21 protein-coding genes are annotated in these 25,487 nt (G+C 70.8%); 10 read left to right on the top strand and 11 right to left on the bottom strand.

Annotated features, from left to right (window positions below):
- Positions 1-562: 562 nt before the first annotated feature.
- A complete protein-coding gene (locus AB0J72_RS55200) occupies positions 563-1,183 on the bottom strand; it encodes a hypothetical protein (RefSeq protein ID WP_363416135.1) in 621 nt (206 codons plus the stop codon).
- A 574-nt stretch (positions 1,184-1,757) separates the two neighbouring features.
- Here AB0J72_RS55200 and AB0J72_RS55195 point away from each other — a divergent pair.
- Both AB0J72_RS55195 and AB0J72_RS55190 read left to right on the top strand, forming a co-directional pair.
- Positions 1,758-2,699, top strand: a complete 942-nt coding sequence (locus AB0J72_RS55195) for an NAD(P)-dependent alcohol dehydrogenase (protein ID WP_363416132.1) — start codon at positions 1,758-1,760, stop codon at positions 2,697-2,699.
- A gap of 257 nt (positions 2,700-2,956) precedes the next feature.
- Positions 2,957-3,508 carry a YcxB family protein gene (locus AB0J72_RS55190; RefSeq protein ID WP_363416129.1) on the top strand — a complete coding sequence of 184 codons (552 nt, stop codon included), beginning with the start codon at positions 2,957-2,959 and terminating at the stop codon, positions 3,506-3,508.
- Here AB0J72_RS55190 and AB0J72_RS55185 read toward each other — a convergent pair.
- The 3 genes from AB0J72_RS55185 to AB0J72_RS55175 all read right to left on the bottom strand — a co-directional run bounded on the left by AB0J72_RS55185 (position 3,495) and on the right by AB0J72_RS55175 (position 8,180).
- The gene (locus AB0J72_RS55185; protein WP_363416126.1) at positions 3,495-4,670 is read right to left on the bottom strand and encodes a hypothetical protein; all 1,176 of its coding nucleotides are present in this window, start codon (positions 4,668-4,670) and stop codon (positions 3,495-3,497) included. The two genes, AB0J72_RS55190 and AB0J72_RS55185, sit on opposite strands and share 14 nt — an antisense overlap.
- Before the next feature lie 239 nt (positions 4,671-4,909).
- Positions 4,910-5,122 (bottom strand): ATP-binding cassette domain-containing protein, encoded by a 213-nt coding sequence (locus AB0J72_RS55180; RefSeq protein ID WP_344509957.1) that lies wholly within the window; start codon positions 5,120-5,122, stop codon positions 4,910-4,912.
- A 301-nt stretch (positions 5,123-5,423) separates the two neighbouring features.
- Positions 5,424-8,180 (bottom strand): hypothetical protein, encoded by a 2,757-nt coding sequence (locus AB0J72_RS55175; protein ID WP_363416122.1) that lies wholly within the window; start codon positions 8,178-8,180, stop codon positions 5,424-5,426.
- 330 nt (positions 8,181-8,510) lie between these two features.
- Between AB0J72_RS55175 and AB0J72_RS55170 the strand changes: the two genes are divergently transcribed.
- On the top strand, positions 8,511-9,290 hold the full coding sequence (locus AB0J72_RS55170) for a hypothetical protein (RefSeq protein WP_363416119.1): 780 nt from the start codon (positions 8,511-8,513) through the stop codon (positions 9,288-9,290).
- Positions 9,291-9,324: 34 nt separating this feature from the next.
- On the opposite strand, the gene AB0J72_RS55165 is transcribed toward AB0J72_RS55170, so the two are convergent.
- The gene (locus tag AB0J72_RS55165) at positions 9,325-10,392 is read right to left on the bottom strand and encodes a CapA family protein (protein ID WP_363416159.1); all 1,068 of its coding nucleotides are present in this window, start codon (positions 10,390-10,392) and stop codon (positions 9,325-9,327) included.
- A 394-nt stretch (positions 10,393-10,786) separates the two neighbouring features.
- On the opposite strand from AB0J72_RS55165, the gene AB0J72_RS55160 reads away from it, so the two are divergent.
- Positions 10,787-11,173: a hypothetical protein gene (locus AB0J72_RS55160; RefSeq protein WP_363416116.1), complete on the top strand. Its 387-nt coding sequence runs from the start codon at positions 10,787-10,789 to the stop codon at positions 11,171-11,173.
- A gap of 112 nt (positions 11,174-11,285) precedes the next feature.
- On the opposite strand, the gene AB0J72_RS55155 is transcribed toward AB0J72_RS55160, so the two are convergent.
- Positions 11,286-11,756, bottom strand: a complete 471-nt coding sequence (locus AB0J72_RS55155) for an SMI1/KNR4 family protein (RefSeq protein ID WP_363416113.1) — start codon at positions 11,754-11,756, stop codon at positions 11,286-11,288.
- Between the two features lie 243 nt (positions 11,757-11,999).
- Between AB0J72_RS55155 and AB0J72_RS55150 the strand changes: the two genes are divergently transcribed.
- Together AB0J72_RS55150 and AB0J72_RS55145 are read left to right on the top strand one after the other, a co-directional pair.
- On the top strand, positions 12,000-12,425 hold the full coding sequence (locus AB0J72_RS55150; RefSeq protein ID WP_363416110.1) for a hypothetical protein: 426 nt from the start codon (positions 12,000-12,002) through the stop codon (positions 12,423-12,425).
- Positions 12,397-13,077, top strand: coding sequence for a DUF3995 domain-containing protein (locus AB0J72_RS55145; protein ID WP_363416107.1), 681 nt, complete (start codon positions 12,397-12,399; stop codon positions 13,075-13,077). The genes AB0J72_RS55150 and AB0J72_RS55145 overlap by 29 nt, the downstream gene beginning before the upstream one ends.
- A 313-nt stretch (positions 13,078-13,390) precedes the next feature.
- On the opposite strand, the gene AB0J72_RS55140 is transcribed toward AB0J72_RS55145, so the two are convergent.
- Positions 13,391-14,149: a response regulator transcription factor gene (locus AB0J72_RS55140; protein WP_363416104.1), complete on the bottom strand. Its 759-nt coding sequence runs from the start codon at positions 14,147-14,149 to the stop codon at positions 13,391-13,393.
- On the bottom strand, positions 14,106-15,332 hold the full coding sequence (locus AB0J72_RS55135) for a histidine kinase (RefSeq protein ID WP_363416101.1): 1,227 nt from the start codon (positions 15,330-15,332) through the stop codon (positions 14,106-14,108). Before AB0J72_RS55135 ends, AB0J72_RS55140 begins: the two co-directional genes overlap by 44 nt.
- Positions 15,333-15,683: 351 nt before the next feature.
- On the opposite strand from AB0J72_RS55135, the gene AB0J72_RS55130 reads away from it, so the two are divergent.
- Complete coding sequence (locus AB0J72_RS55130; RefSeq protein WP_363416098.1) at positions 15,684-16,364, top strand: hypothetical protein; 681 nt, start codon at positions 15,684-15,686, stop codon at positions 16,362-16,364.
- 303 nt (positions 16,365-16,667) lie between these two features.
- On the opposite strand, the gene AB0J72_RS55125 is transcribed toward AB0J72_RS55130, so the two are convergent.
- Both AB0J72_RS55125 and AB0J72_RS55120 read right to left on the bottom strand, forming a co-directional pair.
- Complete coding sequence (locus tag AB0J72_RS55125) at positions 16,668-19,160, bottom strand: hypothetical protein (RefSeq protein ID WP_363416095.1); 2,493 nt, start codon at positions 19,158-19,160, stop codon at positions 16,668-16,670.
- Between the two features lie 248 nt (positions 19,161-19,408).
- Entirely contained in the window at positions 19,409-20,779 is a 1,371-nt protein-coding gene (locus AB0J72_RS55120) for an MFS transporter (RefSeq protein WP_363416092.1), read from the bottom strand.
- A gap of 123 nt (positions 20,780-20,902) precedes the next feature.
- On the opposite strand from AB0J72_RS55120, the gene AB0J72_RS55115 reads away from it, so the two are divergent.
- A complete protein-coding gene (locus tag AB0J72_RS55115; RefSeq protein ID WP_363416089.1) occupies positions 20,903-22,018 on the top strand; it encodes a MerR family transcriptional regulator in 1,116 nt (371 codons plus the stop codon).
- 13 nt (positions 22,019-22,031) lie between these two features.
- On the opposite strand, the gene AB0J72_RS55110 is transcribed toward AB0J72_RS55115, so the two are convergent.
- Positions 22,032-22,499 (bottom strand): MarR family transcriptional regulator, encoded by a 468-nt coding sequence (locus AB0J72_RS55110; RefSeq protein ID WP_363416086.1) that lies wholly within the window; start codon positions 22,497-22,499, stop codon positions 22,032-22,034.
- Between the two features lie 97 nt (positions 22,500-22,596).
- Between AB0J72_RS55110 and AB0J72_RS55105 the strand changes: the two genes are divergently transcribed.
- Together AB0J72_RS55105 and urtA are read left to right on the top strand one after the other, a co-directional pair.
- Positions 22,597-23,727 carry a substrate-binding domain-containing protein gene (locus tag AB0J72_RS55105; RefSeq protein ID WP_363416083.1) on the top strand — a complete coding sequence of 377 codons (1,131 nt, stop codon included), beginning with the start codon at positions 22,597-22,599 and terminating at the stop codon, positions 23,725-23,727.
- Positions 23,728-24,126: 399 nt separating this feature from the next.
- Entirely contained in the window at positions 24,127-25,371 is a 1,245-nt protein-coding gene (gene urtA, locus AB0J72_RS55100) for an urea ABC transporter substrate-binding protein (protein WP_360566668.1), read from the top strand.
- Positions 25,372-25,487 lie beyond the last annotated feature (116 nt).

Here is a 25,487-nt window from a genome sequence, read left to right as displayed (position 1 = left end):
CCGCCGAGCAGGTCGAGTGCTGGGTCGAGGTGGCTGAGCTGGTACCGGACACCGACTTCAGAGCCGGCCTCCGGCGGATGGCCGAATACCAGGCGGCCGAACGCGCTAACGGTGACCAGACAGGGCTGCATCACGAGCTGACCAACCAAGTCCGTGGCTTCGTCCGTGATTTCGGGGCTCTGGCGCAATCTCCGGATGCTGTTGGTGATCTTGGTTGGTTGATAGTTTGCAGCGCGTCGTTGCCGGGCTCGGAGATGCCTCGATGCTGGGATAGCAGGATGGGGGCCCAGATATGCGTGACTTCCGGGCCCACACGCATCACGTTTCCTTGATCGTTGTGCACAAGCTTGGGACCCACCGGGCAGCATGCTGCGGCCGACCGCGAGCAGAACGGCAAGTCGGATATTGATCTTCCGTCGAACCGTGTTCGCGGCTACGTTGAGTAGCGGAAGCGAGTGAAGGCGGCTACCGGATCTGCCGAATACAGTGCACCCGATCATCGATGGAACGTTGCTGCAACAGGAGCGTGAGCATAGCGCCGGTGCCCACACCGCAGAGCGATCTACCGGGGCTCGTCCTCGGTCGAGCCGCACCAGTTCAGGAACCTTCCAGGGCGCAGGCTCCGTGCGTTGAACCCGACCGTCCACGAGCGGCTGTCGGTCATCCGCAGTTCGACATGCGTATCGTCGGCGAACCGTGCCTGTTCGACCCGCACGGTCGGCACGTACCGCAGTTGCGAGGTCTGGTTCGGGCTGTCGTCGACCTGCGTCGAACTGATCGGCGTGCACGCCAGGTCAGTGTTCCCCTCACGGCCGAACAGCCAGCCGCGGGTCCGCACACGGTACCGGTACTGCCACGACGTACTCAGCCTGATCAGCTCGAACCGGCCATCCGGCGACACCGCCACGCGGTCATGGAAGACGGCGTGGTCTGCGTCGGGCATGGCTGCTCCGACGCTGCCGACGCACACCCCCATGGCCACAACGAGGGCCACGAGCCCGGCGATCGTTTTCGCGGCCAACCGGTTCGCCAATCCCATCCAGCCGGCAACCCCGAGCAAGGCAAGCCCGGCCGCTATGACAAGGACCGCGCGCGATGGCTGCTCCAGCGGTACAAACGTAACGAACCGCCACGGTGCGTAGGACGCCACACTGAGGCCGGCCACGGTGAGCAAGACTGTCACGCCGCCAAGGATGGTGAGACCTAGCGCGACCAAACGTGACCCCCGCGGCGCCGTCATGCGGGAATCGTCCACGGCGGGGACCGCATTCACAAGAGCCCCGCCGCCGTCGCAGGTTAGTCGGTGTGGCCCGGCGACGGCCGAGGAGCCGCGGACCGCGAAGGCCACAACAGTGGCGGCTTCGCCACGGCGACGGTGCGCGAGATCGTTCAGCCAGCGCTCGACGCTTCCTCTTCTGCCGCGGATCGTGCGCGGTGACAGGCCGCTCCTTGGGCGTTCCCTGCTCTGCTTCCCTTATCGGACAAGGGAAGCAGATTGCGGCTGCGCGAAGGAGGGAGGCTGAGCGTGCGGCCGCGGCGGTCATCAGGCCGTCCGCGCCGAAGTCGAGGATCTCCGCGTTGGTCGCTTCCGCGCATGCCGCCCTTCGGGCGCTGCGGCTGACGAACCCGTGCGGTCACAGATCATCAACCGCTTGTCTCGGCGTGCTACACAAGGACGTGGTTGCCGGCCCTCCGCGGTGGATGCCGGACCGGCCGCCGTCGAGCGGAGAGCCGGGGGTACGCGAATGAGAGCAGTCGTGTACGACAGTTACGGGCCACCGGACGTGTTGCGGATCGAGAGCCTTCCCATACCGTCACCCGCAGCCGGGCAGGTCCTCGTCAGGATTGCGGCTACGTCGGTCAATCTCAGCGACTGGGAGACCCTGCGCGGCACACCGCTGTACTCACGTATCGGTGGGCTGCGTGCGCCGGCACGCCGGACGCTCGGCTCGGACATCGCCGGTTGGGTCGATGCGGTCGGCCCGGGGGTGACCCAACTCCGCCCTGGTGACGAGGTGTACGGCGACAACCTCGCCCTCAAGGGCGGGTTCGCCGAGTACGCGATCGCTCCTGAGTCGGTGCTGGCGGCGAAGCCCTCGGGACTGACCTTCGTCGAGGCGTCGACCATTCCGCAGGCCGGTGTGATCGCCTGGCAGGGGACCGACGGCACCGAAGCCGGTCACCGGGTCCTGGTCAACGGTGCCGGCGGAGGTTCCGGCTCGTTCGCGATACAACTCGCCAAGCGACTCGGCGCGCATGTGACCGGAGTCGACAACGCCGGCAAGCTCGAGTTCATGCGATCACTCGGGGCGGACGAGGTAATCGACTACCGCAGCGAGGACTTCACCCGCCGCGGCCCGTATGACCTCATCCTCGACCTGGTGGCGCACCGGTCGGTGTTCGCCTACCGCCGGGCATTGGCCCCCGGCGGCCGTTACCGGTGTGTCGGTGGATCGGTACCCGCGCTGCTGCGCGTCCTGACTCTCGGCTCGCTGGCCGGTCTCCTCACGCGTCGACGGCTCAGCGTGCTTGCCGTCAAGGAAGGGCCGGCGCACTTCGAACCGGTGGCCGAACGATGCGTAGCCGGTGACCTCAAGATTCATATCGACCGCACCTTCACTCTCGACGAGGTACCTGAGGCACTGGCCCAGGTGGGCGAGGGACACACGCTGGGCAAGATCGTCGTCAGCATGAGCTGACCTTCACCACGCAGTCCCCACCGAGCAGGATGAAGCTGTGTTGATCTCTTCGAGCGATTATCAGGTGCGCGCTCATGCCGCCGACCGTGCGCAGCGGCCAGCCGCGACCGGTTGCAGTACGTCACCGTCCGGACGAGGGCCGGCGGCATCCTGAACTGCTTGATGTGCGCGCACGTGATCTTGGAGTGACCGGTTGCTGGTATCGGTCGCTGCGCTGCCGTGAGCCGTGCAACGGTTCGGCGCCGTACTATCGCCGCGTGCATATCGAGTTCACCTTCGCCCGGCCGCAGAGGTATTTCCGGACGTACGCGGCCCCGAAGGCCAGGCATGCCGCGCTGCCGGGGGTGCTCACCGCTGGTGTGCTCGTGCTGCTCGGGTATGCGGTCGTCGGTTTCGTTGACGATGTCGCCTGGAGCTGGCTCTCCGACGTCCCCACGGTGATCGGGTTCTTCGCCGTCCCAACGGGATACGCGCTGTGGCGGGCATGGCGCAGCTATGCCGCGCTCATGAACGTACCGGAGTTCTTGTCGCTGCCACGCCAGTACCGGGTTGATGACGAAGCGCTGCATGCCAGCACCGACCTGTCAGCCGTGACGTTCCGCTGGCCGCTTGTGCAAACCGTTTGGGTCACGCCTGAGGCATATGTGTTCGGAGTGCGGAACTTCGGCATCTTCGACCTGCCGCGGGTTCCGCTGACCGAACAGCAGGACGCCGAACTCCGAGACTTCCTGGCAGCGCGAGACCTGCTCCCCGCTGACACCGGGCTGGCCGATTCGCCGCGCAGCCGGCGAGTGGTCAGTGAAGCTTGATCACGGTTGGCTCAATTTCACCGTTCTCCACCGCGATCAGATACGCGTTGTCGCGGCGGAAGCCGGGCGAGAAGAAGACTCCTTCAGCGAGACTTCTCGGTCTGGTGCAGCCCTGCGGCTGGCAGTACCAGAGGCCCGTCGTGTCGCCGTAACGGGCGCTGATCACCAGCGCGCCGTCGTCAGCGACTGCCAGGTCGTAAGGGCGGCGGAACGGGTGGGGCGATGCTGCGCTGTGCCCGGTGATCCGGTCATGGACGACCACGAACCATTCGCGTTGCCACTCCTGTTCGGTGCCGGCGCATTGGTCGGGACACGGGTGCAGGAAAAACGCGGTGTAGCGCTCGTTCGCGGACACGGCGGGAGCTCGGGCGAGGGTATGAGCAGTGCAGTCGGTCGCGTCGGGCGGGGGCAGGGTCGTTGCCAGCGGCACCGAGGTGGTCGGCTGGAGCACGGTCAGGTGCAGGGGGCGGATGACCCCGTCGGTGTCCACCTCTCCGACGCCGGGGCATCGGTCGTCGTTGCTGGTGCGGTTGGTGCGGTACTGCACGATGCCGATGCCTGACCGTGGCAGCCAGACGCCGGCATCGATCCGCGGCGCAGTGGTCAACGGTGTGACCAGTCCCGTCGGCAAATCCAGGGCGACGAGCCGGAACTCCGGCGACTCGTGGCACCACACGGTGAGCCCGATGCGTTCGGCCGACATCGAGAAGATCGACAGGACCATGATCGGGGCACAGTAATCGAACGGCAGCGGGCGAGGGTCCTTACCTGGTTGCGCCACCCAGAGACTGGCCGGCCGCTCATACGCTGCAGCTGCCATGAGGACCCGCCCGTCCGGCAGGTAACCGACAGCCGTCGCGCGGTCCTGTGACCCCATCGGGCTGCCGCAGGCGCTGGCAAGCGCGCACAGCACCATACAGACCAGTGCTATCAACGGGGTCCGGTTGGGTGCTCGACCTTCGCGCACTCGGTCGCCGACCGCTCCTACCGTTGCATGACCCACGGCGTCAGCCTGCCAGCCCACGCCCAGATCACGCGACGGCCCGCCCAGCACCTTCACAAGGTCATCACTTGAACGAGCGCTGTCACGCGCCTGGGCAGCGCGCTGGAGCGACATCCGGATCCGCAGTTCTCGCGCGTCGGCGGGCTTGAAGGTCGTCACGCTTCGTGGTGAGCGCCGGTGCGCGTCGAACCGTGCAGCTGTGCACACTCGTGCCGATGTCAGTGCATCCGATCATGGCGGTGATGCGCGCTTCGACGACACTGCCGCCACGACGGCGGGGGCCGCGTTGGCGCCGCCGCGGCCCTCGGCCATGGCCTCGTCGAGGGCGCGCAGAGCGTGGTGCGACGCCTGCATCGCGCCCGCGACCAGGGCGCCGACCGTGGCACCTCGGCCGAACTCTAGTGCCTGCCGGGCCACCCCGATCGTGCCGTTCGGTGTACCGCGCCGTGATCCGGCACCGTCATGCCTGCCACGACGTGCAGCAGCGTCGTCTTGCCGCGCCCGTTCTCGCCGACGATTGCCAGCCGGGAGCCGACCGACACGGTCACGGTGACGTCGGACAGCACGACCCGGGCCGCCCAGCATGACCCGGACACCGTCGGCGCGGACATGCACCCGGCTCCTGGCCGGCAGTTCATCGCCCCAGGCGAGGTTGGTCGCCGCGGTCGGTTCGATGAATGAAGTACGTACCCGCTTGTTCATGATCTGGTTCCAGCTCGTCGTGGAGCCGGGCGGCATGGAGATACCGCCCGGCGAAGGGGCCAGGGCTGCGGAACAGAGTTACGTCACGAAGATGCCGCTGAACCCTGCCGCCGTCAGCGGAGGGTGCGCAGCCGAATGGACGCAATGCCTGAGCAGTTGGCCACCGCAGTATCGGGACGATCATGCGGCCTCACCCGGATTCGGGCCGTGTCAGCGCCACCACGCGGCCGTTTGCAGCACCGCGTCGAGAGTGGGTCCGAGGTCGCCGTCCGTGACCGCCGCCACGAACCCGGTGAGCTCGGCGAGGGCCGCGTACGCGATGCGGCGCTCCGACGCGGCGAGCCCGGCTCGCAGCACCGCGAGCGCCACGTGCGCCTGGCCCGGTTCGGCCGTCACGATCGCCGATGCCCGTCGCGCCATCGCCGTCATGGTGAAGGTGTCCCGCGCGGCCACGCCGGCGTACCGGGTGACGAGCGGTGGCGGCAGGTGCGACGCGAGGCCATCCATGGCCTGCCGCCGACGGTTGCCGTCGTCGAACGCGACGGCGGCGGCCATCGCCCGGTCGAGCTGTGCTTCGGACAGCACCGGGCCGAGCGCGACCAGTGTCTGTGGGCGCGAGTGTTCGGCGACGGCGGTGCTGAGGGTCAACGCCAGCGCGTCGGCGACGAGCGAATCGCGGTCGGCGACGGGCAGCAGCGGGGCCAACCCGGCCAGGGTGCGTATCCGCCAGGGCGTGTCGACGATCTCGCCGACCGCGTCGAGGGCCTCCCGGAGCGCGCCGGCGCGCCGGTCCACCGGCAACCACGGCACCAGCGCCGTGAGCATCCTTGCCCGATCGGCGGCGGAGTCGAGCGCGAGGACGGTGGCGTGGGCCCGCTCGAGCTGGTCCGCGGACAGTTGCGGCAGCAGCGGCGGCAGGTTGTCGCGCAGCGCGTACGCGCGCTGGGCGGCGATCGCCTCCTCGAACGCGACGGCAACGTCATGCTCCCGGTCCCCGGCCGGCGCGAGCGGGGCGGGCCCGGCCCGTCGGAGCAGGTCGGCGGGCAGGTGCGGGGCGAGCAGGGTCAGCAACGCGGCCCGGCGAGCCGGGAACTTGACCGCCAAGACGGCGTCGAGGGCCTGCGGCAGCGCGGCGGGCAGGCGCAGGGCCACCTCGACCAGCACCTCCGCCCGGTGCGACGGGTCGCTGAGCGCGGCACCGGCGGCGAGGACGTCCGGCAGCCGGTCCGCCGGCAGGTGGGGCACGAGCGCGGCGAGCACCGGCGCGCGCTCGTTCGCGTCGCCGATGACGACCGTCGCGTCGGCGAGGGACTTGCGCAGCACCGCGACGCGACGCTCGGGCGGCAGTCGCGGAGCGAGCGCCGTCATCACCGCTTGCAGCTCGTGCCCGCGAAGGATGGTCGTGGCGAGCGACAGCGCCGATTCCAGCTGATCGTCCGGCAGGTGCGGGACGAAGGCGTGCAGCAGCCGCTTCCGGTCGTGTCCGGCGGCCGTCACCGCGGTGAACACGGAGGGCCAGTGCCGGTCCGCCAGATGCTCGGCGATCAGCTGAAGGTCGACGGCGTCCGGGCTCGCTGCCATCTCGGCGAGCGCGGTGTCGAGCCACGAGTCGAGGCGCTCGGGTGACAGGTACGGGATCAGGGCCCGCAACACCGTGCCCCGCCATGGGCCACCGACGGCGGCCGCCGCGGCCAGCGCACGGTCGATGACGATGCCGCGGGTGCCGTCCGGCAGGTGCGGTACGAGCGCTGTCAGCAGTTGCGCCCGCGCCCACGGGCCGGCCAGCGCGGACGCGGAGGCGAGGGCCTTGCGGCGTGGAGCATCCGGCAGGCGCGGCACCAGTGCGGCCAGCAGATGCGCCCGCGCCTGTTCGTCGGCGGTTTCCAGAGCGGTGGAGAACAGTTGCGGCAGCCACCGGTCCGGCGCGTGCGGGACGAGCACGGCCAACATCCGCGCCCGGGACACCAGATACGCGCTGTCGGCGGCGAGGACCGCGGCACGATCGAGCTGCTCGGCCGACAGGTGCACGGCGATGTCGGCGAGCAGCTGCTCTCGGAAATCCTCGTAACAGTCAGCGGCGGCGTCCAGGATGTCGTCGAGGGCCCGGGCGCGCATGTCGGCCGGCAGGCGCGGCACAAACGCGGCCAAGACCTCGGCCCGCCATGCCGGGGACTCCAGCGTGTGCAGCGTCTCCATGGCTTGCAGCACCTGCTCCCAGGACAGCAGCGGCGCGACCTCGGCCACGAGCGCGCGCCAGAGCCCCGGGTGATGATCGGCCGCGGCGACCAACGCCTGCCGCAGCTCATCGTGCGACAGGTGCGGGGCGGCGACGGGCAGCATGTTCCGGAACGTGAACTCGTCCATGGCGCGGAGCTCGTCCAGGATCCTCGCAGTCGTCGCGGGCCTCTCCTCGGGCGTCAGATGCGGCAGCAGGTCGACCCATCCGTAGACCCGGGCGTAGTCGTGTTCGGCGGCCGCGGTACTGGCCGACGCCAGGGCGATCAGCCGCCGGCGGTCGTCCTCCGGCACGTGCGGGAGCAGCTGAAGGATGGACCTGCCGTGCCCCGGGACGAGCCGGCCGACACGGTGCAGCTGCGTGAGCGCCCGACGCGAGGTCCAGATGCCTTCGGTCACCGCCAGCTCGAGCAGGTCGGCGCTGATGCCGTAGCGTCGGCCGCGCAGACCCGCGGTGACCAGCCCGAACCAGATCTCGTCGTGGAGAGCGGGTGCCGGCCGACCGGCGGAGACGGCGGCGTCGGTCAGCTCGTCGGCGTGCCGGCGGGCGGGCTCGACCTCGTCGAGGTAATCGTCGATCGAGCCGTGCGTCTGGTGCGCGTGGCACCGGGCGTTCACCGGCCCGAACTCGGTGTCGACCGTGGCGGCCAGGAGCCGGCGCAGGCCGCCCCACTGCCCGGCGCCGGCAAGGCGGCGCGCCGCGTCCCGGTCGAAGATCGGTTCCTCGGACATGCGGCGCATCGTGGCAGACCGGCGCAAGTCCCGGCGTCCTGACACAGCACCGCTCGGCTCGCCGAGCGGTTGCCCGGCGCTTCGGCACTGGGCCGACGGAGCCACACCGAACCGCTGGGGGCAGCCGCCGAACGAGCGATCCCACCGGTCACCTCGACCAAGCCTGGCCAGGCTGCGGTCGTAACGCCAGTCAACAAGTAGTCAGCCGCGGTTGGTCCGCGGCGGCCCGCCATTGCGGGCTACAGACGGCGACCGCTCCGCGAGGTCGTGGCTTCCCGTCCTTGCTGATGCGCGGACGGCGCCTGGTGGTCGCGTGGCAGCATGGCGTGCATGGTGACGAGCACGCCGATGTTCTGGGTTGGTGGCACACCGGGATCCGGGAAGTCGACGACAGTCCGCCAGGTCGCCCGCGAGCTTGACCTCGCGCTGCACCCAGTGGACGCCTACACCTACGACCACCTGGAACGCCTCGGCCCCCTCGGGCCGGCACTCGATGACGTGCTCGCCTTGGGCTCGGTGGCCGCGGCGGACGAGTTCGACCGCACGTCTGCACTCAGACTCCCCACCGTGATGGACGATGTCCGAGCGGCACAGGTTCCGGGGGTACCGACGCTCGTCGAGGGGCCGCAACTCCACCCGCGAGCGGAGGCAATGTGGTCACCCATCGGCTCTATCTGGCTGATCACCACCGCCGAGCGTACGCGCACGGCGAGATTGAAGCGGCTCGTAGCAGGGGAGGACGCTGCCCGCCTTCGGGTCGAGGCCTTGGTCGAGCGTGACCAGTTGATCGGCGCACGGCTTCGATCCGCAGCCTTGGATGCCGGGAGTGCCGTCGTCGAGGTTCCGACCGACGTTGATTGGGATCGTGTACTGGCAGCGGTGCGTGCAGCCGTCAACACGGCCACGGCGTCATTCGCGCGGCTTCGGCCAGGGCGGGAACTGTCGTCACGACGACGCCATGAGAACGACGTCATCCATCGTCAGATCGTGGCGCACGAGCGGCACATCGGAGCGACCCTCCCGGCGTTTCCCTACGCATGTGTATGCGGGCGCAGCGGTTGCACCGACACGACCCCGGCCACGTCGGCCGAATTCGAGGCGCGCGCCTAACCGCCTACTGCACTGGCAGAGGGAGTCTCGCGGTTCAGTGGCCGGTCGGGCCCACCATCCGGAGCCCTGCGGCCGCGGCGCCGCGCATGTTCACGTAGCCGGAGATGCGCTGCAGGACGCGGGCGTAGCCAGTGCCGGGCGCGGCGCCGTTGGCCGCTGCCGCGACGTCGACCAAGCGGGCCTGCGGGTGGTATGCCATGAACATCGGGTGTACCGCGACGTCGGTGACCCGCCAGGTTCCGGGGGTGACTTCGGTGAATGTGAACCGGGGCACGACCGAGTCCTGGGTGTTCTCTGGCGCGCCGTCGGAGAATCGGCACAAGAGGTTGCCCAAGCCGTACGCGACCCACTTGTCGCCGATCTTCTCCAGCGGCTGCACGACGTGGACGTGCATGCCGATGATCAGGTCGACGTCAGGGCTGGCGAGCAGCCGCGTGGCTTGGTTGATCTGGTCGGGGTCCGGCTTGTTCTGGTATTCGGTCCACCCCCAGTGCATGGACAGGATGACGATCTCCGCGCCGGCCTGTTTGGCCGCGTGCGCCTCCTGGAGAATCTTCGGGACATCGATGGGGTTGGCGATCCACGGCTTGTCCGGCGGCCGTTTGATGCCGTTGAAGCTGAACGTGTAGGCCAGCTGCGCGACCTTCACGCCGCGTACGCTGAAGACGTTGGGCGTGGCGGCTTCCGCCTCGGAGCGCGCCGATCCGCTGTGGTGCAGTCCGACCCGGTCGAGGTTGTCCAGTGTGCGCCGTACGCCTTCCTCGCCGTGGTCCAGTGTGTGGTTCGAGGCGGTGGAGCAGGTGTCGAAGCCGGCGTGGGCCGCGGCGTCGGCCAGCTGCGGGGGCGCGCTGAAGGTCGGATATCCGGTGAACGGTCCCTCTGGTGGGGCGAGCGGCTGTTCCACATGACAGACCGCGACATCGGCCGACCGGATGGTCGGGGCGACCGCGGCGAGAATCTGTGTGAAGTCGTGGCCAGGCTTGCCTGCCGCGCGTGCGTCAGCGGCGGCCTGCGCGGTCAGGTCGGGCGGCACGAACAGGTCCCCCGCTGCGACGACGCTGAGCGTCGTGGGGCGGGCTGGGGGCGCGGCGGATGGCGACACCGACCGCTCGACAGCGACCGGCTCGGCGACATTCGTACAGCCACCGGCACCGGCGACGAACGCGGCGACGACGAGGCCAAGACAGGCCGAGACAGGGCGCTTGCTTCGCACAAACGAGATCGTGGCAAGGTCCGGCCTGTGCCTGACCCGTCGTCACTGTAAACCACCCGATGAACCACCCCGCGCCATCGGTCCAGTCCGCGGTATTCGTCGCCAGGACGGCAGGCTCGTCACGTGCTCTCTGTGGCCGCCATGAGGTGCGCACATCTGCCGCTGGTCTCGCGCGGCGCCGGCACCGTGGTCGTCACGGCCAGCGACGCGCCCCGGCGACGCCGTCGCTTCCTGACTCGGCCGATGAGCGGATGAGCCGCGTGGCCCGCTGGGAAGATGAACCGTGGCCTCCGACCGGGACGAAGAACGCGAGTCTCAGTTGCTCTCTACCGAGATAGACCCGCTCGCTCAGGCGATCCTCGATTCCGTGCAGCCTTGGGATGCGTACGAGGTCGCCCTCGAGATCCCGGGACGTCTCCTGGATGCGTTGGACTGGCTGCCGCACGGTGGCGCTCTCTACGGGGCCTGGGCGGAACTCGCGGACCTCTTCGAGACAGGTAAGACGCCGATCCCGGACGCACACGATGCCGTTCGGCAGGCATCAACCGACTGGCTTGCAAGACCCGAGGATGACACCGGGGCGTCCGTTGAGACGTGGCTGGAACGGGCGCAGACCTTGACGCACCGGCCCGTTGACCGGGACGGCGACTTCTGGCACGGCCCCAAGTAGGAGATGCACGCTCATGCCGCTGCGCGCATCGTGCCGGAATGGGTCGTTGCCAACGGCAATTGGCACGGCGCGCTGGGGCCTCCGGTCGTGCCGAACGTTGCGCGCTTGATCATCAAGAACGGCGATCGTCAGAAGCGCGGCGTTCCATGACGCGATCGGCAGGACTTTTCAGCCCTTCTTCGGCGATGAACTCCAGGAAGTCCGCGGCCACCGGCTCGTGATCGTCCTGGTCGTGGAAATGGAACCAGACCTGTTCGTGACAGCGCCCGTCGGTGACCGGGAACCCCCAGTAGTCGCCGGTGCCCACCGCCGCCACGGCGACGAAGTCACCCTCGGGGAACCATCGCTCGTTCTCCGACCAGACATCGCCGTACCTGGCCGGCTTGCCCGGCTCAACGAGCGGGAACAACTCGACGAAACCGAACACGCCACCGCCGTATCGCGTCATGAACGCCTTGTATTTGTCCGGAAGGACGATGCCCATCCGGCCCTCAACGAGCGCGATCACCTCAGGCGTGGAGACGAGCCCATTGACCAGTGCAAAACCATGCCGGGCCTGCTCCCGGGCCGACCTCTGCCGCAACGGCTCGCCAGCATGTCGAACTCCGCAAAATCCACGCGCCAACCCTCACTCCGCCCTGCAGACAGCCAGCGCGCCGAGCATCGACCCGCGTGCGCACATCTGCCGCGGCGAGCGCGTACCGGTGTTCATCGCCGCGCGTGACGCACGGTGATGTGTGGCTGCCATCATCACCCAGCCATCAGCTGCGGGTCGGCGAAACGAGCTCGTACTCCGCGCGGCGCGGTCGGTGGATAGGCTGTCTGTGTGGCTGAGCTGCCCAAGACATCGAGCGTTCCGGTCGTCCGTGCAGACTTCGGCGAAAACGTCGTCTGGGAACGTGTCAAGGTCGAGATTGCAGAGCCGACCGAGGAGGGCTTCGGCGCTGACGTGGAGTTCGTCGAGGACCGGACGCTGAACGGCCTGAGCGAGGCGGTGATCGCAAATTCGTACCCGCACGACTACCCGCACCGGTACCGGCACCCGGTTCTGTTCGTGGTCGACACGATTGCCGCGTCCACATCCGGACATCCCGTCCTGGTTATCAACCTCAATGCATGGGTCGATGCTGAGCCGTTCAGGGCTTTGGCCCGGCAGGTGCAGTCGATCCAGAACAACCTGTCACTCGCGAACATGGATTACCTCGAATTCGCGAGATCAACAGATGCGGACGGCATCTTTCGAGGTTTCTGACAGACGATCCCACGTTCGCGCCGCTGTGGTCACGGCCGCGCAAATCTGCCGCAGTCCGGTCTCTGGTCTTGGTGACGCGCCTCGGGTGGGTGGCCGGCTTGTAGCATCGATGGCTATGGCTACGGGGCGGCTACGCCAGGCGGCGGCAATCACTTTCGGGTGGATCGTCGTGTTCGACGCTATGCATGTGTACTGGGAACTGGGCGGCCGGTTCGGCTTCGGCGACCAGGCCGACCCGCTGCCGTCGGCGCAGACCGCTGGGCAGCGGGTGTTCGCGGCCGTCGTGCTGGCGCTGTTCGTGATCGGTACGGTGCTACCGCTGGCGTTCGTGCAGCGGTGGGGCCGGCGCATCCCGCGATGGATTCTGATCACCATGGCGTGGGTTGCCGCGGGTCTGCTGAGCGTGCGTGCCGTGGCTGCGTTCGTCGATGATGCGATGCGCACGGTGTTCGGGTCGCCGACGGGTCTGTCCGGGTTGACGTACGAGCAGTTGCTGGGCACAGCCACGCCCTCGGCGTACACGCTGTGGTCCGCCCGCACGATCGACTTCTACTTCCTCATCGGCGGCGTCCTCTACGGTGCGACCGCCTGGTACGCCCGTCGCCGCACTGACGAGCAACCCGACCCGCCGTACCGTCCGGAGACCATCTGAGATCGGCTTCGACGGCCCTGGTCAGGATGGAAGGCGCCCTCGTGCAGCACCTGCCGCATCCGCTCATGCCGCGCCGAGAGCGCGTCCGGCGTCCGCGGCCAGTCGAAGATCGTCACGCTTCGTAGCACCTCGGCCGCCGCGATCCACCATGGCCAGCGCGCACTCGTGCCGATGTGCGGAAGTTGGGCAATAGCAAGTGGTCGATGGCCCCCGCCTGAGCTGTCTGGCGGTGAGGGGTTGGCCGGCTCGCCGGCCAACGGGTCGGCTCGCCTGCCCACGCCGGGTGCGGGCGGGGGCCAGAAGGTTTCCGGTGTCAGCCGGTGAGGCCGGCGTCGTGGGCGAGTAGGGCGACCTGGGTACGGTTGTTGAGATCGAGTTTGGCGAGTATGCGCGAAATGTGGGCTTTCACGGTGGCCACGCTCATGAACAGCTCGCCCGCGATCTCGGCGTTGGACTTGCCCCGCCCGACGGCGATGGCGACCTCGCGTTCGCGTTCGCTGAGCTGATGCAGCGCGGTGGTGGCGTGCTGTTGCCGGGCGGCGGCGCCGGTGTCGCTGAGGTGGGCGATGAGCCGTCGGGTGACGGTCGGCGACAGGAAGGGTTCGCCGGCTGCAACCCGCGCGATGGCGCGCAGGATCTCGGCGGGTGGCGTGTGTTTGAGCAGGAAGCCGCTGGCCCCGGCGCGCAGGGCGCGCAGGACGTACTCGTCAGCGTCGAAGGTGGTCAGGACGATGACCTCGGGTGGGTCGGGTCGGGCGCGGAGTCGTTCGGTGGCGGCGAGGCCGTCGAGGGTGGGCATGCGGATGTCCATCAGCACCACGTCCGGGGCGTATGCGTCGACGGCGGCGGCTACTTCGCTTCCGTCGCCGGCCTCGCCCACCACGGCGATGTCCGGCGAGCCGCCGATGACCATGGTGAGGCCGGCCCGCACGAGCGGGTCGTCGTCGACGATGAGGACCCGCACCGGTGCGTTCACGTTGGGCTCCTTGTCCGTGCTCACCTGGGCCGGGGGCCGGTTCCGACCGCGATCAGAGGGTAGGCCACGGTAGCCAGGCCCTGAGCCGGAAGTCACCGGCGGGGGTGAGGCCGTGTTCGAGGCGTCCGCCGGCGAGGGCGGCCCGTTCGGTGAGCCCGATGAGGCCGATGCCGGCGCCGGGGATGCCGGCAGGGCTGGTCTCGGCCGGGTACGGGTTGCGGATCTCGACGGTTACGCCGTCGCCCGGGGTTGCCCGGACGGTGACGGCCACTTCGCCGTCGGGGGCGTGCTTGCGGGCGTTGGTCAGCCCTTCCTGCACGATCCGGTACGCGCTGCGCCCCACACCAGCCGGTACGGCGGAAAGCGCGTCGGGCTGCCAGTCGAGCCGTACCCGCATCCCGGCGCGCCGCGATTGGTCGACGAGGTCAGGGAGGTCGGCCAGGGTGGGCTGCGGCCGTTCCGGCGTCTCGTCGGACCGGTCGACACCGGTGCGGAGGACGCCGATCACCTCCCGAAGGTCCTCCAGCGCCTGGTAGGCGCTGTCGCGGACCACCCCGGCGGCACGGGCGACCTCCTCGGGCGCGGCGTCGGGGCGTAGCTCCAGCGCCCCGGCGTGCAGGCTCAGCAGGGACAGGCGGTGGGCGAGCACGTCGTGCATCTCCCGGGCGATCCGGTTGCGTTCGCCCTGGCGGGCTTCGGCGACGCGCAGTTCCTGTTCGGCCTCGACCCGCCCAGCCCGCTCCCGCAGCGACTGGCGTCGGGCCCGTACAAACATGCCCCAGGCGAGTACCGCGGCCGCGAAGACGACGCCCAGCACGATGTCCGACGGGGACCCGACCGGGACGTCGGGCCGAACCAGCAGCGTCAGGAACGGGACGAGCGCGTACCCGGCCACGATCGGGGCGACCACCGCGAAGCGCCGGTGCACCGCGACGGTGAACAGCGCGATGAGCGCCGCGCCCGAGGCGGACGTCGCGTAGATGCCGACCACACCGGCGACCACGGCGAGGCCGACCGGCCAGCGCCGGCGCAGCCACACCCCCAGACTGCACAGGCCGCCGAGGACGAGGTCGACAGTGAGCGGGACCGGCGCGATGTGCTGCGCGAGGCCGTCGCCCAGGGCGAGCCCCATGAGGCCGACGGCCAGCAGGAAACACGCGGCGTCGACCACCCGGCCGCGGATCGTGCGCCCGGCCGGGCGTACCGGATCGTGGTCAGCATCGCTGGTCACGCCCGCCGGTAGCGGGCTCCGATCCGGCGGGTCCGCCGGGGCCATCATGATCAAAGGATACGGCCGGGTCGGGCCCCACGGCATCCGACCAAAGTCGATCCCGAGGTGTAGACCTTCGGCCCACCACCATCGACCTTGGCTCGTAGCGGCGTATCCGGACGCTCCAGCAATCTGTTCCACATCACCGGAACGGACAGCCAAGAAGACTCCGAAACCATTCCGACCATTCCTGCGCCAACGAATGCCGTGGTGTTGCACCGATCATCCGACCGCAACGAAGGAGTGAGAGATGAGATCACCGCATAACCCCGCCACCGCGCTGAATCCCTGCACGTGCCCGTGAGCGCGGCAGCGGCAACGACGGGGCCTACCCCGACCCGAGCGCTCCGAGAGCGGGTCGTGGGCGCGACGGCGATCGCGTTGGCAGCGTCGGTGGCGATCCAGAACGCGGTGGTGGTCTGGGCCGGAGCGCCAGACTACGGGGACCCGATCAAGGAGGTGCTCGCCTTCCACGCGGAGCACCGGGTCGCGGTCGCGATCGCGGTCGGCCTGGAGGCGCTGAACCTGCCGCTGCTGCTCGGGTTCCTGACCGGTCTCCACGGGCTCGTCGAGCGCCGCGGGCGTGCGGGCGCAGACTGGTCGCGCCTCGCGGTGGCTGCAGGCGCGACCCTCTCGGCAGTCTTTGCGCTCTACGCCGTCCTGTGGAACGGTGTCGTGCTGTCCGCCGGCGAGCTCGCCGAGCCGAGCCCGGAGTTCGAGCTCGCCTGGCAATTGCATGCAGCGGCCTTCGCGTTGGCGCTGCCGGCGCTCGGCACCACATTCATCGGTGCTGCGCTGGCGGCGCATGCGAGCCGGCTGACGCCGCCGTGGCAGCGTCTGCTCGCAGTGGCCGGGGGAGGCCTGCTGCTCGCCGCCGGGGCGGCCAACCTCGCGATCGCGGACGGCTCAGGACTCCTCTTCGTGGGGATGCCCGGCTACGCCGCCTGGCTCGTGTGGCTGCTTGCGACCGGCGTACGGCTGGTGCGCGCTCGAACAGCTGACCGTCCTGACGACGCATCGACCTCCGACGAGGAGGGATGATGGGAACCGACATCGAGGCAGCTGCGGTCGCCGCAGCGCTTGGGGCGTTCGCCGGCCGTGCGCCGGGGGTGCGATTGCCGATGCCGCGCTCGAGTTCGAGGGGAGCGGCAGTGGGCGGTCTCGGTAGCAGCGCACTCTCCTCATCCGACCGCTGTTGAGGTCTTGCGGCAGACCGTGCGCCCGCCGGCTGCGAGGGGATGGGACGGCTGATGGGATGCCGTGCCCCGCCTTGCGTGCGGTGAGCACTTGACTATGAGATCGTCGATGCGGCAACCGCCTGACGCAACTGTGTTGAGGTCGCTGTCAGTATGCGGTCGGCTCGTCCGTCCGTCGCAGTCTCGGGAGGGCCTCGACGGCGCCCGATGTGCCGGCCGCGACCTCGTCCAGCAGCTCGTCGGTTCGGCCGTGCCAGGCCAGCATGCTGGTCAGCCGGTGGCCGACGGACGCGTCGGTGGCGTGTTCGCGCAGGGCCTGCACCGCCTCGTCGATCCGGTCCTGCTCCTCCAGCATGGTGGCCAGCTGCTGGAGGCAGTACACGTCGCCGGCCGCGGCATGGTCGCGGAGCACCTCCAGCGCCTCCTCGACGCGGTCGCACGACTTCAGCATGCCGGCCAGCCAGCGGGCGTCTGCCGCGCCGGTGGCGACGTGGTCGCGGAGCACCTGGAGGGCCTCGTCGACCCGGTCATGCCCCTCCAGCATGGTGACGAGCTGGTGGAGGGCCTGGTTGTCGCCGGCGGCGGCGCGGTCGAGGAGCAGTTGCAGCGCCTCCTCGAGGCGGCCCTGCCCGGCAAGGTCGGCGGCCAGTTGGCGGGCGTGCGAGGCTTCGGCGATGCCGGGCGGCAGCTCGAACGATGCATCGACGGCGCGGTGGAACTCGGCGGCCATGTCGATCATCTCAGTGAAAGACCGGATCGCGCCGGGCTCGGAGAGGACTCGTGCCGCCTGGGCGTGGCAGCCGTGCTCGGTCAGCAGCTCGGCGAGCTGTTGATAGGCGAACGGGTCCCCGGCGGCGTGGTCGCGCAGCACGTGCAGTGCCTCGTCGAGGCGGCTGTACTCGGCCAGCAGGGCGGTCAGGCGTCGGACCCCGTACCGGTCGCCGCCGTCGGCGAGCTCGCGCAGGACCTGCACGGCCTCGTCGACGCGACCGCAGTGGACCAGCATGTCGGCCAGGAAGTGGGCGACGACCGTGTTGCCGGCGGCGTGGTCCCGCAGGATCTGCAGCCCTTCGTCGGCGCCGCCGTGCTCGATCAGCACCGCGCCCAGCGGCACGGCGGCGAGCAGCCCGTCCGTGGCCAGCGCACCGCGGTAGAAGGCGATGGCGTGCTCCGGCCGGCCCCGGCGCTCGGCGTTGCCGGCGAGGCCGAGACTGTCGCGCGGGTCACGGTGGGTGAGGAGCGCGTTCCACACGAGGTCGGGCAGTGCGGCGGTGCGGCGGGTGCGCTGGGCGTGCTGGTGGAGGTAGTCGGCGGGCAGGTAGCCGGCGACCGCCCCCATACCGGCGGGCACGGGCGTGAGGCAGGCGGCGGCGCCGTGGACCGTGCCAGAGGCGTACGTCAGGGCGCGGTCGAGCCAGTCGGCGGGGGCGGTCGCCTGCTGGGCCGCGGTGAGGTAGGCGGGCGCGGCGGCCTCGAGGTAGGCGCGGGTAGCGGGTTGCTGGGCGCCGACGCGGCGGGCGTCGAGCGCGGCGGTGATGACCGCCCTGCCGTAGCAGTCGGCGGCGGGGGCGTGTTCCCAGCGGTGGATGAGGGCCGGACCGGCGGCGAGGACCTGGGTGAAGCCGGCGTCGGTGGTGTCGAGGGCGATCCGGATGCGCGGGTCGGTGCCGGCGAGCGCCTCGCCGTGGCGCCGTTCGGCCCGGCTGAACGTCGCGGGCACCTGGATGAGCCGGGCCAGGCCGAGCAGCTCACGGTCGTTGGCGTACAGGTCCTGTTCACCGGCGCGGGTCCGGGCGGTGCGGACGGTGTACTCCTCCGGCCACAGCGTCGCGACCACGACCGTGCCGGCGGTGACGAGCTGCCGCAGGGTGCCGGCCGGCAGCGCGGCGGGACGGTTGAGGTAGCGCTGCAGCTCGTCCAGCCACAGCACCGTCCGTGGCGTCGGGGCCTGGGCATGGTCGGCGATCGCCCGGGTGTCGGCCGGGTGCAGCAGCCACCACTCGGGCAGGGTCGCGTGGACCGCCTCGTGCAGGGCCCGGGTCTTCCCGACCGACGAACCACCCACGAGCAGCACGAACCCGCCCTCCGCGGCGGCGGTCGTGAGGGCGGCCCGCAGGTCGGCGTCGACGTCCCGCGGCACGTACGGCGGAAGCTCCCGGGCGGTGCCGGAGACCTGGATCGCGGCATGGACGCCGAGCAGCCGCGGCCGGGCCAGCCGGACCCGGACCGCGCCGGCCGGATGCGGCAGGCCGGCCGTGGCCACCCGCTCCCACCCGGCCAGCCACGGCCGCCGCGCCGCGTCGTCGTGCAGGCCGCACGCGAGCAGGAAGGTGACCACGGTGTCGCGGGTCGGCGTGGACCTGGCGTTGAGCAGGTCGCTCACCGTCGCGGCCGGCAGCGATCGCGGCCGTGCCGCCCTGCGCAGGTCGGCGTACGAGCGGCCGGCCCGCAACCGGTCGCACGCCTGGGCGAAGTCCGCGAGGGACTGCACCGACGCGGGATCGGGCCGGTCCCCGTCGCCGGCGGCGGGAACGTGGTCGTCGGTCATCTGGGCGCCCTCCCGGGGGTGTTCGGCGACGCCGCCGGACACCGCCGGACCACCGTAGAACGCCGCCGCACCCGCCGCGAACGCCCCGGGCACCGGACCGGAGACCAGGGGAGGGGTTCGGCTTCGTTCGCACCCGGTGCCGGACCCCGCGCCGGGGCGGTTCCTTGGAACCGTCAACGCGGGACACCACCGACCACCGGGAGCCATCGATGTCCACCGAACCACGCGCCTCCTGGCGCGAGAAGCTCACCCTCGCCGCCGTCCGCGGCGCCGTCGCCGGCGCGACCCGGGCGATCGTCACCTGGCTGCTGGAGCGCTGATGCGGCGGCGACGCCGAGGCGCTACGACGAGCGGACCCGGCGCAGGGCGAGGAGCGTCGTGGCGGCGAGCACGGCGGTGACGGCGAACCCGGCCGGGTAGCCGGTCGCGGTGGCCAGCAGGCCGAAGCCGGCCGCGCCGACGCCGAGTCCCCCGTCGTACGCGACGCTCCACAGTGCGGTGATGGTGCCGAACCGCTCGGGCGGCGCCGCGTCCAGCATCACGGCAAGGCTCGCGGTCTGCAGGGCGCCGAACCCCGTGCCGAAGACGACGGCGGCGGCCAGGACGGCCACCGGACGGTCGGTGACGGCCAGCCCGGCGAAGCCGGCGGTGGCGGCCAGCATCGCGGGCGTCAGGAGTCGCCGCGGGCCGTGCCGGTCGCCGACCCTGCCCGCCCACCAGCGGGTGACGGCGCCGGTGAGCGCCTGCAGCAGCAGCGCCGTCGCGACGACACCGGAGCCGGCGTGCGGCAGCGCCGCGGGCAGGAACGTCGCGACGATGCCCGCGAGCGTGCAGGCGCCGCCGAAGACGATGGCCGGGCGGGTCAGGACCGGCTCGCGCAGGGCGCGCATCATCCCGTCCGCGGCGGGCGAGGGCAGGTCGTGCACCATCCCGTCCGCGGCGGGAGACGGCAGGCCGCGGGTCGTCCCGTCCGCGTCACGGTTGGCTGCGCCGGGCCGTGTGGGCGCGGAGGGCCCGGCGTGGTCGCCGTCGGCGCGGCTGTCTGGGTCGGGCAGTGAAGGCAGGGCGGCCCCGGCGTGGTCACCAGCGGCGCGGCAGTCTGTGCCGGGTAGTGAGGGCGGGCGGCGGGTCGCCCCGTCCGTGCCGGGCAGCAGCGGCAGCGCGAGCAGGGCGGCGAGGGCGAGGACCGCGCCGGTCGCGTACGCGGTGGGAAAGCCCGCGTGCGCGGCGAGCCACAGCCCGGCGGGCATCCCGACCACGGCCGGCACCCCGGAGACGAAGCCGACCAGGCCGAGCCCCTCGCCGCGGCGGCCCGGCGGGAGCAGCTGCGCCGACCAGGCGCCGCAGGCCACGAAGATCGTCGCCGCGCCGATGCCGCGCAGCGCGCACACGCCGAGGACCGCGCCGAAGGCGGTGGTGACGGTGAGGCCGAGCGCGGGCAGGCCGAGCAGCAGCAGCCCGGCGGCGACCACGGCGCGGTACCCGAACCGGGCCACCACCCGTGGCAGCACCAGCTCCGCGGCCACCGTCGAGGCCATGAGCACGCCGGTGGTCAGCCCGGCCGCGGCCCCGCCGGCACCGGCCGCGGCGACGGCCGCGGGGACGACCGGCAGCAGCGCGTAGAACGCGGTCAGGCCGAGCACGTCGACGGCGGACACCAGCAGCAGCGACCGGCTGAGCAATCGTGGCGGGGGATCGGTCAGCGCTGTCATGCACTGACCGTAGAAGCCGAACGGTGTATGTCAGAGAGCCGGAGACGCATTCGTCGAGAGGACCAATTCGATCGCCGCGGAGCGCTTGCCCCTCACGCGGCGTCATGGCGGATAGTCGGTGCCGTGGAAGCGCAGTTGAGCGTCGGGCGGGTGGCCGAGCTGGCCGGAGTGTCTGTCCGGACGCTGCACCACTACGACGAGATCGGCCTCGTGCGGCCGTCCGCACGGACCGCTGCGGGGCACCGGACCTACTCGGCGGGCGACGTCGTGCGGTTGCGGGAGGTGTTGGCGTACCGGCGGCTGGGCTTCGGCCTGCGCGAGATCGCGGACCTGGTCGACGACCCGGCCACCGACGCGGTCGCGCACCTGCGCCGGCTGCGCGGGCTGCTGCTCGACCAGCGTGACCGAGCCGCCGCCATGGTGGTGGCCATCGACAAGGAACTGGAGGCCCGGGCAATGGGGATCAGCACACCGCCGGAGGAGCAGCTGCAGGCGTTCGGCGCGCGGTTGTACGACGCCATCGGGTCCGCGTACCCGGCGACCCGGCGCACCGAGCCGCGCATCGCCGCCCGGATCTGGGAGGCGCTCGGCGACGCGCGGACGGTCCTGAACGTCGGTGCCGGCACCGGCTCCTACGAGCCGCCGGACCGCGACGTCACGGCGGTGGAGCCGTCGGCGGTCATGCGGGCGCAGCGTCCCGCGGGCGCGGCGCCGTGCGTGGCCGCCGTCGCCGGGCGCCTGCCCTTCGAGGACCAGTCGTTCGACGCGGCGATGGCGGTCAGCACCGTGCACCACTGGCCCGACCCGGTCGCCGGGCTGCGGGAGATGCGGCGGGTGGCCCGTCGCGTGGTGGTGCTGACGTACGACGCCGACGGCACCGACTGGCGGCAACGGTTCTGGCTCATCCGCGACTACCTGCCGGAGTTCGCGGAGCTGCTCGTCGGCTGGCCCTCCGTGGCCGACATGACCCGCGCGATCGGGGGCCGCGCGGAGCCGGTGCCGATCCCGTGGGACTGCGCCGACGGCTTCTTCGAGGCCTACTGGCGCCGGCCCGAGGCGTACCTCGACGAGCACGTGCGCCGCGCGGTGTCGGTCTGGACCAGGGTGGGGCAGCACGCCGAGCGGCGGGCCGTCGGCAGCCTCCACGACGACCTCACCTCGGGCCGGTGGGCCGAACGCAACCCCGGGCTCGCCGACCTCGACGCCGCGGAGCTCGGCCTCCGCCTGCTCGTCGCCTGAACCTCAGGCCCTGTCAGGACGCGCCGGGCAGGTGCGCCGCGGCGGCCGCACGCCCTTCCAGGGAGTCGACGAGGCGGGTCAGGAGCTCCTCCAGGAGGTCGTGGTCGCCGGCGGCCGCGGGCAGCGCCGCCATGCTGGCGTCGACCCGCTGGCTGACGCGCTGGTGCAGCCGGCGGCCGCGGGGCGTGAGGTGGGCGCGGATGCGGCGCCGGTCGATCTCGTCGATCCGCCGGTACACCAGGTTCTCCTCGACGAGGTGGTCGAGGAGCTTGGTGAGCGTGGCCGGCGGGAGGAAGGCGTGCTCGGCGATCTCGGTCATGTGGTGGCCGGCGCCGTCGGAGAGCAGGGTGATGACCCGCCAGGCCTCCGGCGTGCAGCCCTCGGCGTCGAGGACCGTGGCCAGGCGCCGGCCCAGCAGCCGCTCGGCCCGCGTCAGCAGCCGGATCAGGTCCTGTGGCTGAGGCGTGCGCGAGATGGTCATGCCACTCCTAGGGCCGGTGAGCAGTGTCATGCTACAGAACAGCCGCATCTGCGGGAACGCTCTGGAGTTCATGGGCGGCACCGGGAAGCATGACGCTATGTCTCGGTCTGACCGGCTGGTCCCCGGTCCGGTGCTGCCGGATCCGTTGCCGCGCGGGCATTCCGAGCTGCTGCGCGTGAGCGGCGAGACGCTGGACGTGGCGCTGGTCGTGCCGATGCGGGGGCCGGCCGGGATCTTCGGGCCGAGCTGTGAGCTGTGCGCGGAGCTGGCGGTCGAGGAGGTCAACCGGGCCGGCGGCGTGCTGGGGCGCGAGCTGCGCCTGGTGCCGGTCGACGGCGGTGCCGCGCCGGAGCGGGTGGCCGCCGAGGTCGAGGCGCTGGTGGCGGTCGGGGCGGTGCACGGCGTCACCGGGTGGCACATCTCGTCGGTGCGCCAGGCGGTGGCGCCGCGGATCGCGGGCCGGGTGCCGTACGTCTACACGGCGCTGTACGAGGGCGGCGAACGCACCGACGGGGTGTTCCTGACCAGCGAGACGCCCGACCAGCAGCTGTACCCGGCGATGCGGACCCTCGCCCGGGAGCGCGGGCTGCGGCGCTGGTTCGTCGTCGGCAACGACTACGTCTGGCCGAGGCGCACCGCGCGGGCGGCGCGGCGGTACGCAGTGCAGTGCGGCGCACGCATCTGCGGCGAGGCGTACGTGCCGCTGGGCACGCACGACTTCGCCGACGTGCTGCGCCGCATCGAGCACGCCGAGGCCGACGCGGTCCTGATGCTGCTGGTCGGCAACGACGCGGTGCGGTTCAACCGGGCGTTCGCCCGGTACGGCCTGGACCAGCGGTGCCTGCGGCTGAGCACGCTGATGGATGAGAACATGCTGCTCGGCAGCGGCGCGGCGGCGACCCGCGGGCTGTTCAGCACCGCGGGGTTCTTCGCGTCGCTGGTGACCGCGGAGAACCTGGACTTCCACGGACAGTACGCGCGCCGGTTCGGGGTCGACGCGCCGCCGCTGGGCAGCCTGGGCGAGTCCTGTTACGAGGGGGTGCTGCTGCTCGCGGCGCTGATCGAACGGGCTCAGTCACTCGATGTCCGGGCCATTGACGCCAGTGCCGGGACGGTTTCTTACGAGGGGCCGCGCGGGTTGCTGCGGATGCGGGCCCGGCACATGCGCCAGCGTATATACCTGGCCGAGGCCCGCGGGCTCGAGTTCGACGTGGTGACCCAGCTGTAGGACGCTCTTGACAGCGTGAGCCGCGGACCTCGAAGATGCTTCCTGCGTGAAGCATCTCGGGAACCTCCGCACGTCGCGGACCTTCCGGATGTTGGACTGCCCCCGCCCGCGTGCCCGTCCGCCGCGGTGGGGGCCCTTCGTCGTGTCCCATTCTGCCGGCCTATTGGCCGGCTATTTTTTTCACGTCCGCAAACCGTGCGACGCAGCGTGCAGAAACGGTGAATTAAGGGCTGGGAAACGTCGCAGAAATCAATCTCGATGACGCTGACCGCACACCAGCACCTGGACGCGTAGTGCCGCTCGCCACGAGCCGCGGCCGCCGATGTTCAGGCACGACGAATGCGTGCGCCAAACACCGAATGCCGAATTTCGTGCTCCTGTGGGGAGCAAGGAGGTTCCATGTCCAGGTTCCGCGGACGCCGCGTCGCGGCGTGTGCAGCGATGCTCGCGGCAGCATTGACGCTCGCCGCATGTGGCAGCAAGACCGGCGAGAGCGCGGCCGGCCCCGGCGCGGCGGCCGACACCTCGGGTGACACCGTCAAGGTGGGCCTGCTCAACTCGCTGTCCGGCACCATGGCCATCAGTGAGGTCACGGTCCGCGACTCGCTGAAGCTCGCCGTCGAGGAGATCAACGCCGCCGGCGGCGTCCTCGGCAAGAAGATCCAGCCGGTGAGCGAGGACGGCGCCTCCGACTGGCCCACCTTCGCCGAGAAGGCCGAGAAGCTCATCAAGCAGGACAAGGTCGCCGCCGTGTTCGGCTGCTGGACCTCGGCCAGCCGCAAGGCGGTCAAGCCGGTCTTCGAGAAGAACAAGGCGCTGCTGTTCTACCCGGTGCAGTACGAGGGGCTCGAGCAGTCGCCGTACATCTTCTACACCGGTGCCACCACCAACCAGCAGATCGTGCCCGGCCTGGACTACCTCAAGTCGCAGGGCAAGACCTCGATCTACCTGGTCGGCAGCGACTACGTGTTCCCGCGTACCGCCAACAAGATCATCAAGGCGTACGCCGCGGCCAACGGGATGACCGTCCTCGGCGAGGACTACGCTCCGCTCGGCTCCACCGAGTTCGGCACGATCGTCAACAAGGTCAAGGCGTCCAAGGCCGCGGCGGTGTTCAACACGCTCAACGGCGACAGCAACGTGGCCTTCTTCAAGGAGTACAAGTCGGCCGGCCTGACCGCCGCGTCGATGCCGGTCGTGTCCGTGTCGATCGCCGAGGAGGAGGTCAAGAGCATCGGCACCCAGTACCTCGACGGCCAGCTCACCGCGTGGAACTACTACCAGACCACGACGGGCGCCGCGAACGACAAGTTCGTCAAGGCGTACAAGGCCAAGTACGGGGCGGACAAGCCGACGTCCGACCCGATGGAGGCCGCGTACACCTCGGTCTACCTGTGGAAGGCCATGGTCGAGAAGGCCGGCACCTTCGACGTGGAGAAGGTCAAGGCCGCCTCCGACGGCATCACGTTCGACGCCCCCGAAGGCAAGGTGACCGTCGACGGCGCCACCCAGCACATCTACAAGACGGCCCGGATCGGCAAGGTCGGCGCCGACGGCCTGATCACCGAGGTGTGGAACTCCGGCCAGCCCGTCAAGCCCGACCCGTACCTCAAGGGCTACCCCTGGGCGACCGGCCTGTCCTGACCTCCCGGCCCGGTGGCGCAGGACGGGCCGGCCGCGGCCCCCCCCCCCCCCCCCCCCCCCGCGATGACGGAGTGGGGGAGCCGCGGGGAAGGGTGCCAGGGAGGGGCCAGGCGCGG

This window comes from Dactylosporangium sp. NPDC049742, from assembly GCF_040674675.1.
GTDB lineage: Bacteria > Actinomycetota > Actinomycetes > Mycobacteriales > Micromonosporaceae > Dactylosporangium > Dactylosporangium maewongense.
Note: the sequence above shows the minus strand (reverse complement) of the source record. Positions and strands in the feature narration are given on the sequence as shown.

Coding starts and splice junctions, on each gene's coding strand:
- AB0J72_RS55170 (WP_363416119.1), top strand. CDS start 8,511: ATGGTGACGAGCACGCCGATGTTCTGGGTTGGTGGCACACCGGGATCC.
- AB0J72_RS55175 (WP_363416122.1), bottom strand. CDS start 8,180: ATGTCCGAGGAACCGATCTTCGACCGGGACGCGGCGCGCCGCCTTGCC.
- AB0J72_RS55135 (WP_363416101.1), bottom strand. CDS start 15,332: ATGATGGCCCCGGCGGACCCGCCGGATCGGAGCCCGCTACCGGCGGGC.
- urtA (WP_360566668.1), top strand. CDS start 24,127: ATGTCCAGGTTCCGCGGACGCCGCGTCGCGGCGTGTGCAGCGATGCTC.
- AB0J72_RS55145 (WP_363416107.1), top strand. CDS start 12,397: ATGCGGACGGCATCTTTCGAGGTTTCTGACAGACGATCCCACGTTCGC.
- AB0J72_RS55180 (WP_344509957.1), bottom strand. CDS start 5,122: ATGTCCGCGCCGACGGTGTCCGGGTCATGCTGGGCGGCCCGGGTCGTG.
- AB0J72_RS55105 (WP_363416083.1), top strand. CDS start 22,597: ATGTCTCGGTCTGACCGGCTGGTCCCCGGTCCGGTGCTGCCGGATCCG.
- AB0J72_RS55120 (WP_363416092.1), bottom strand. CDS start 20,779: ATGACAGCGCTGACCGATCCCCCGCCACGATTGCTCAGCCGGTCGCTG.
- AB0J72_RS55110 (WP_363416086.1), bottom strand. CDS start 22,499: ATGACCATCTCGCGCACGCCTCAGCCACAGGACCTGATCCGGCTGCTG.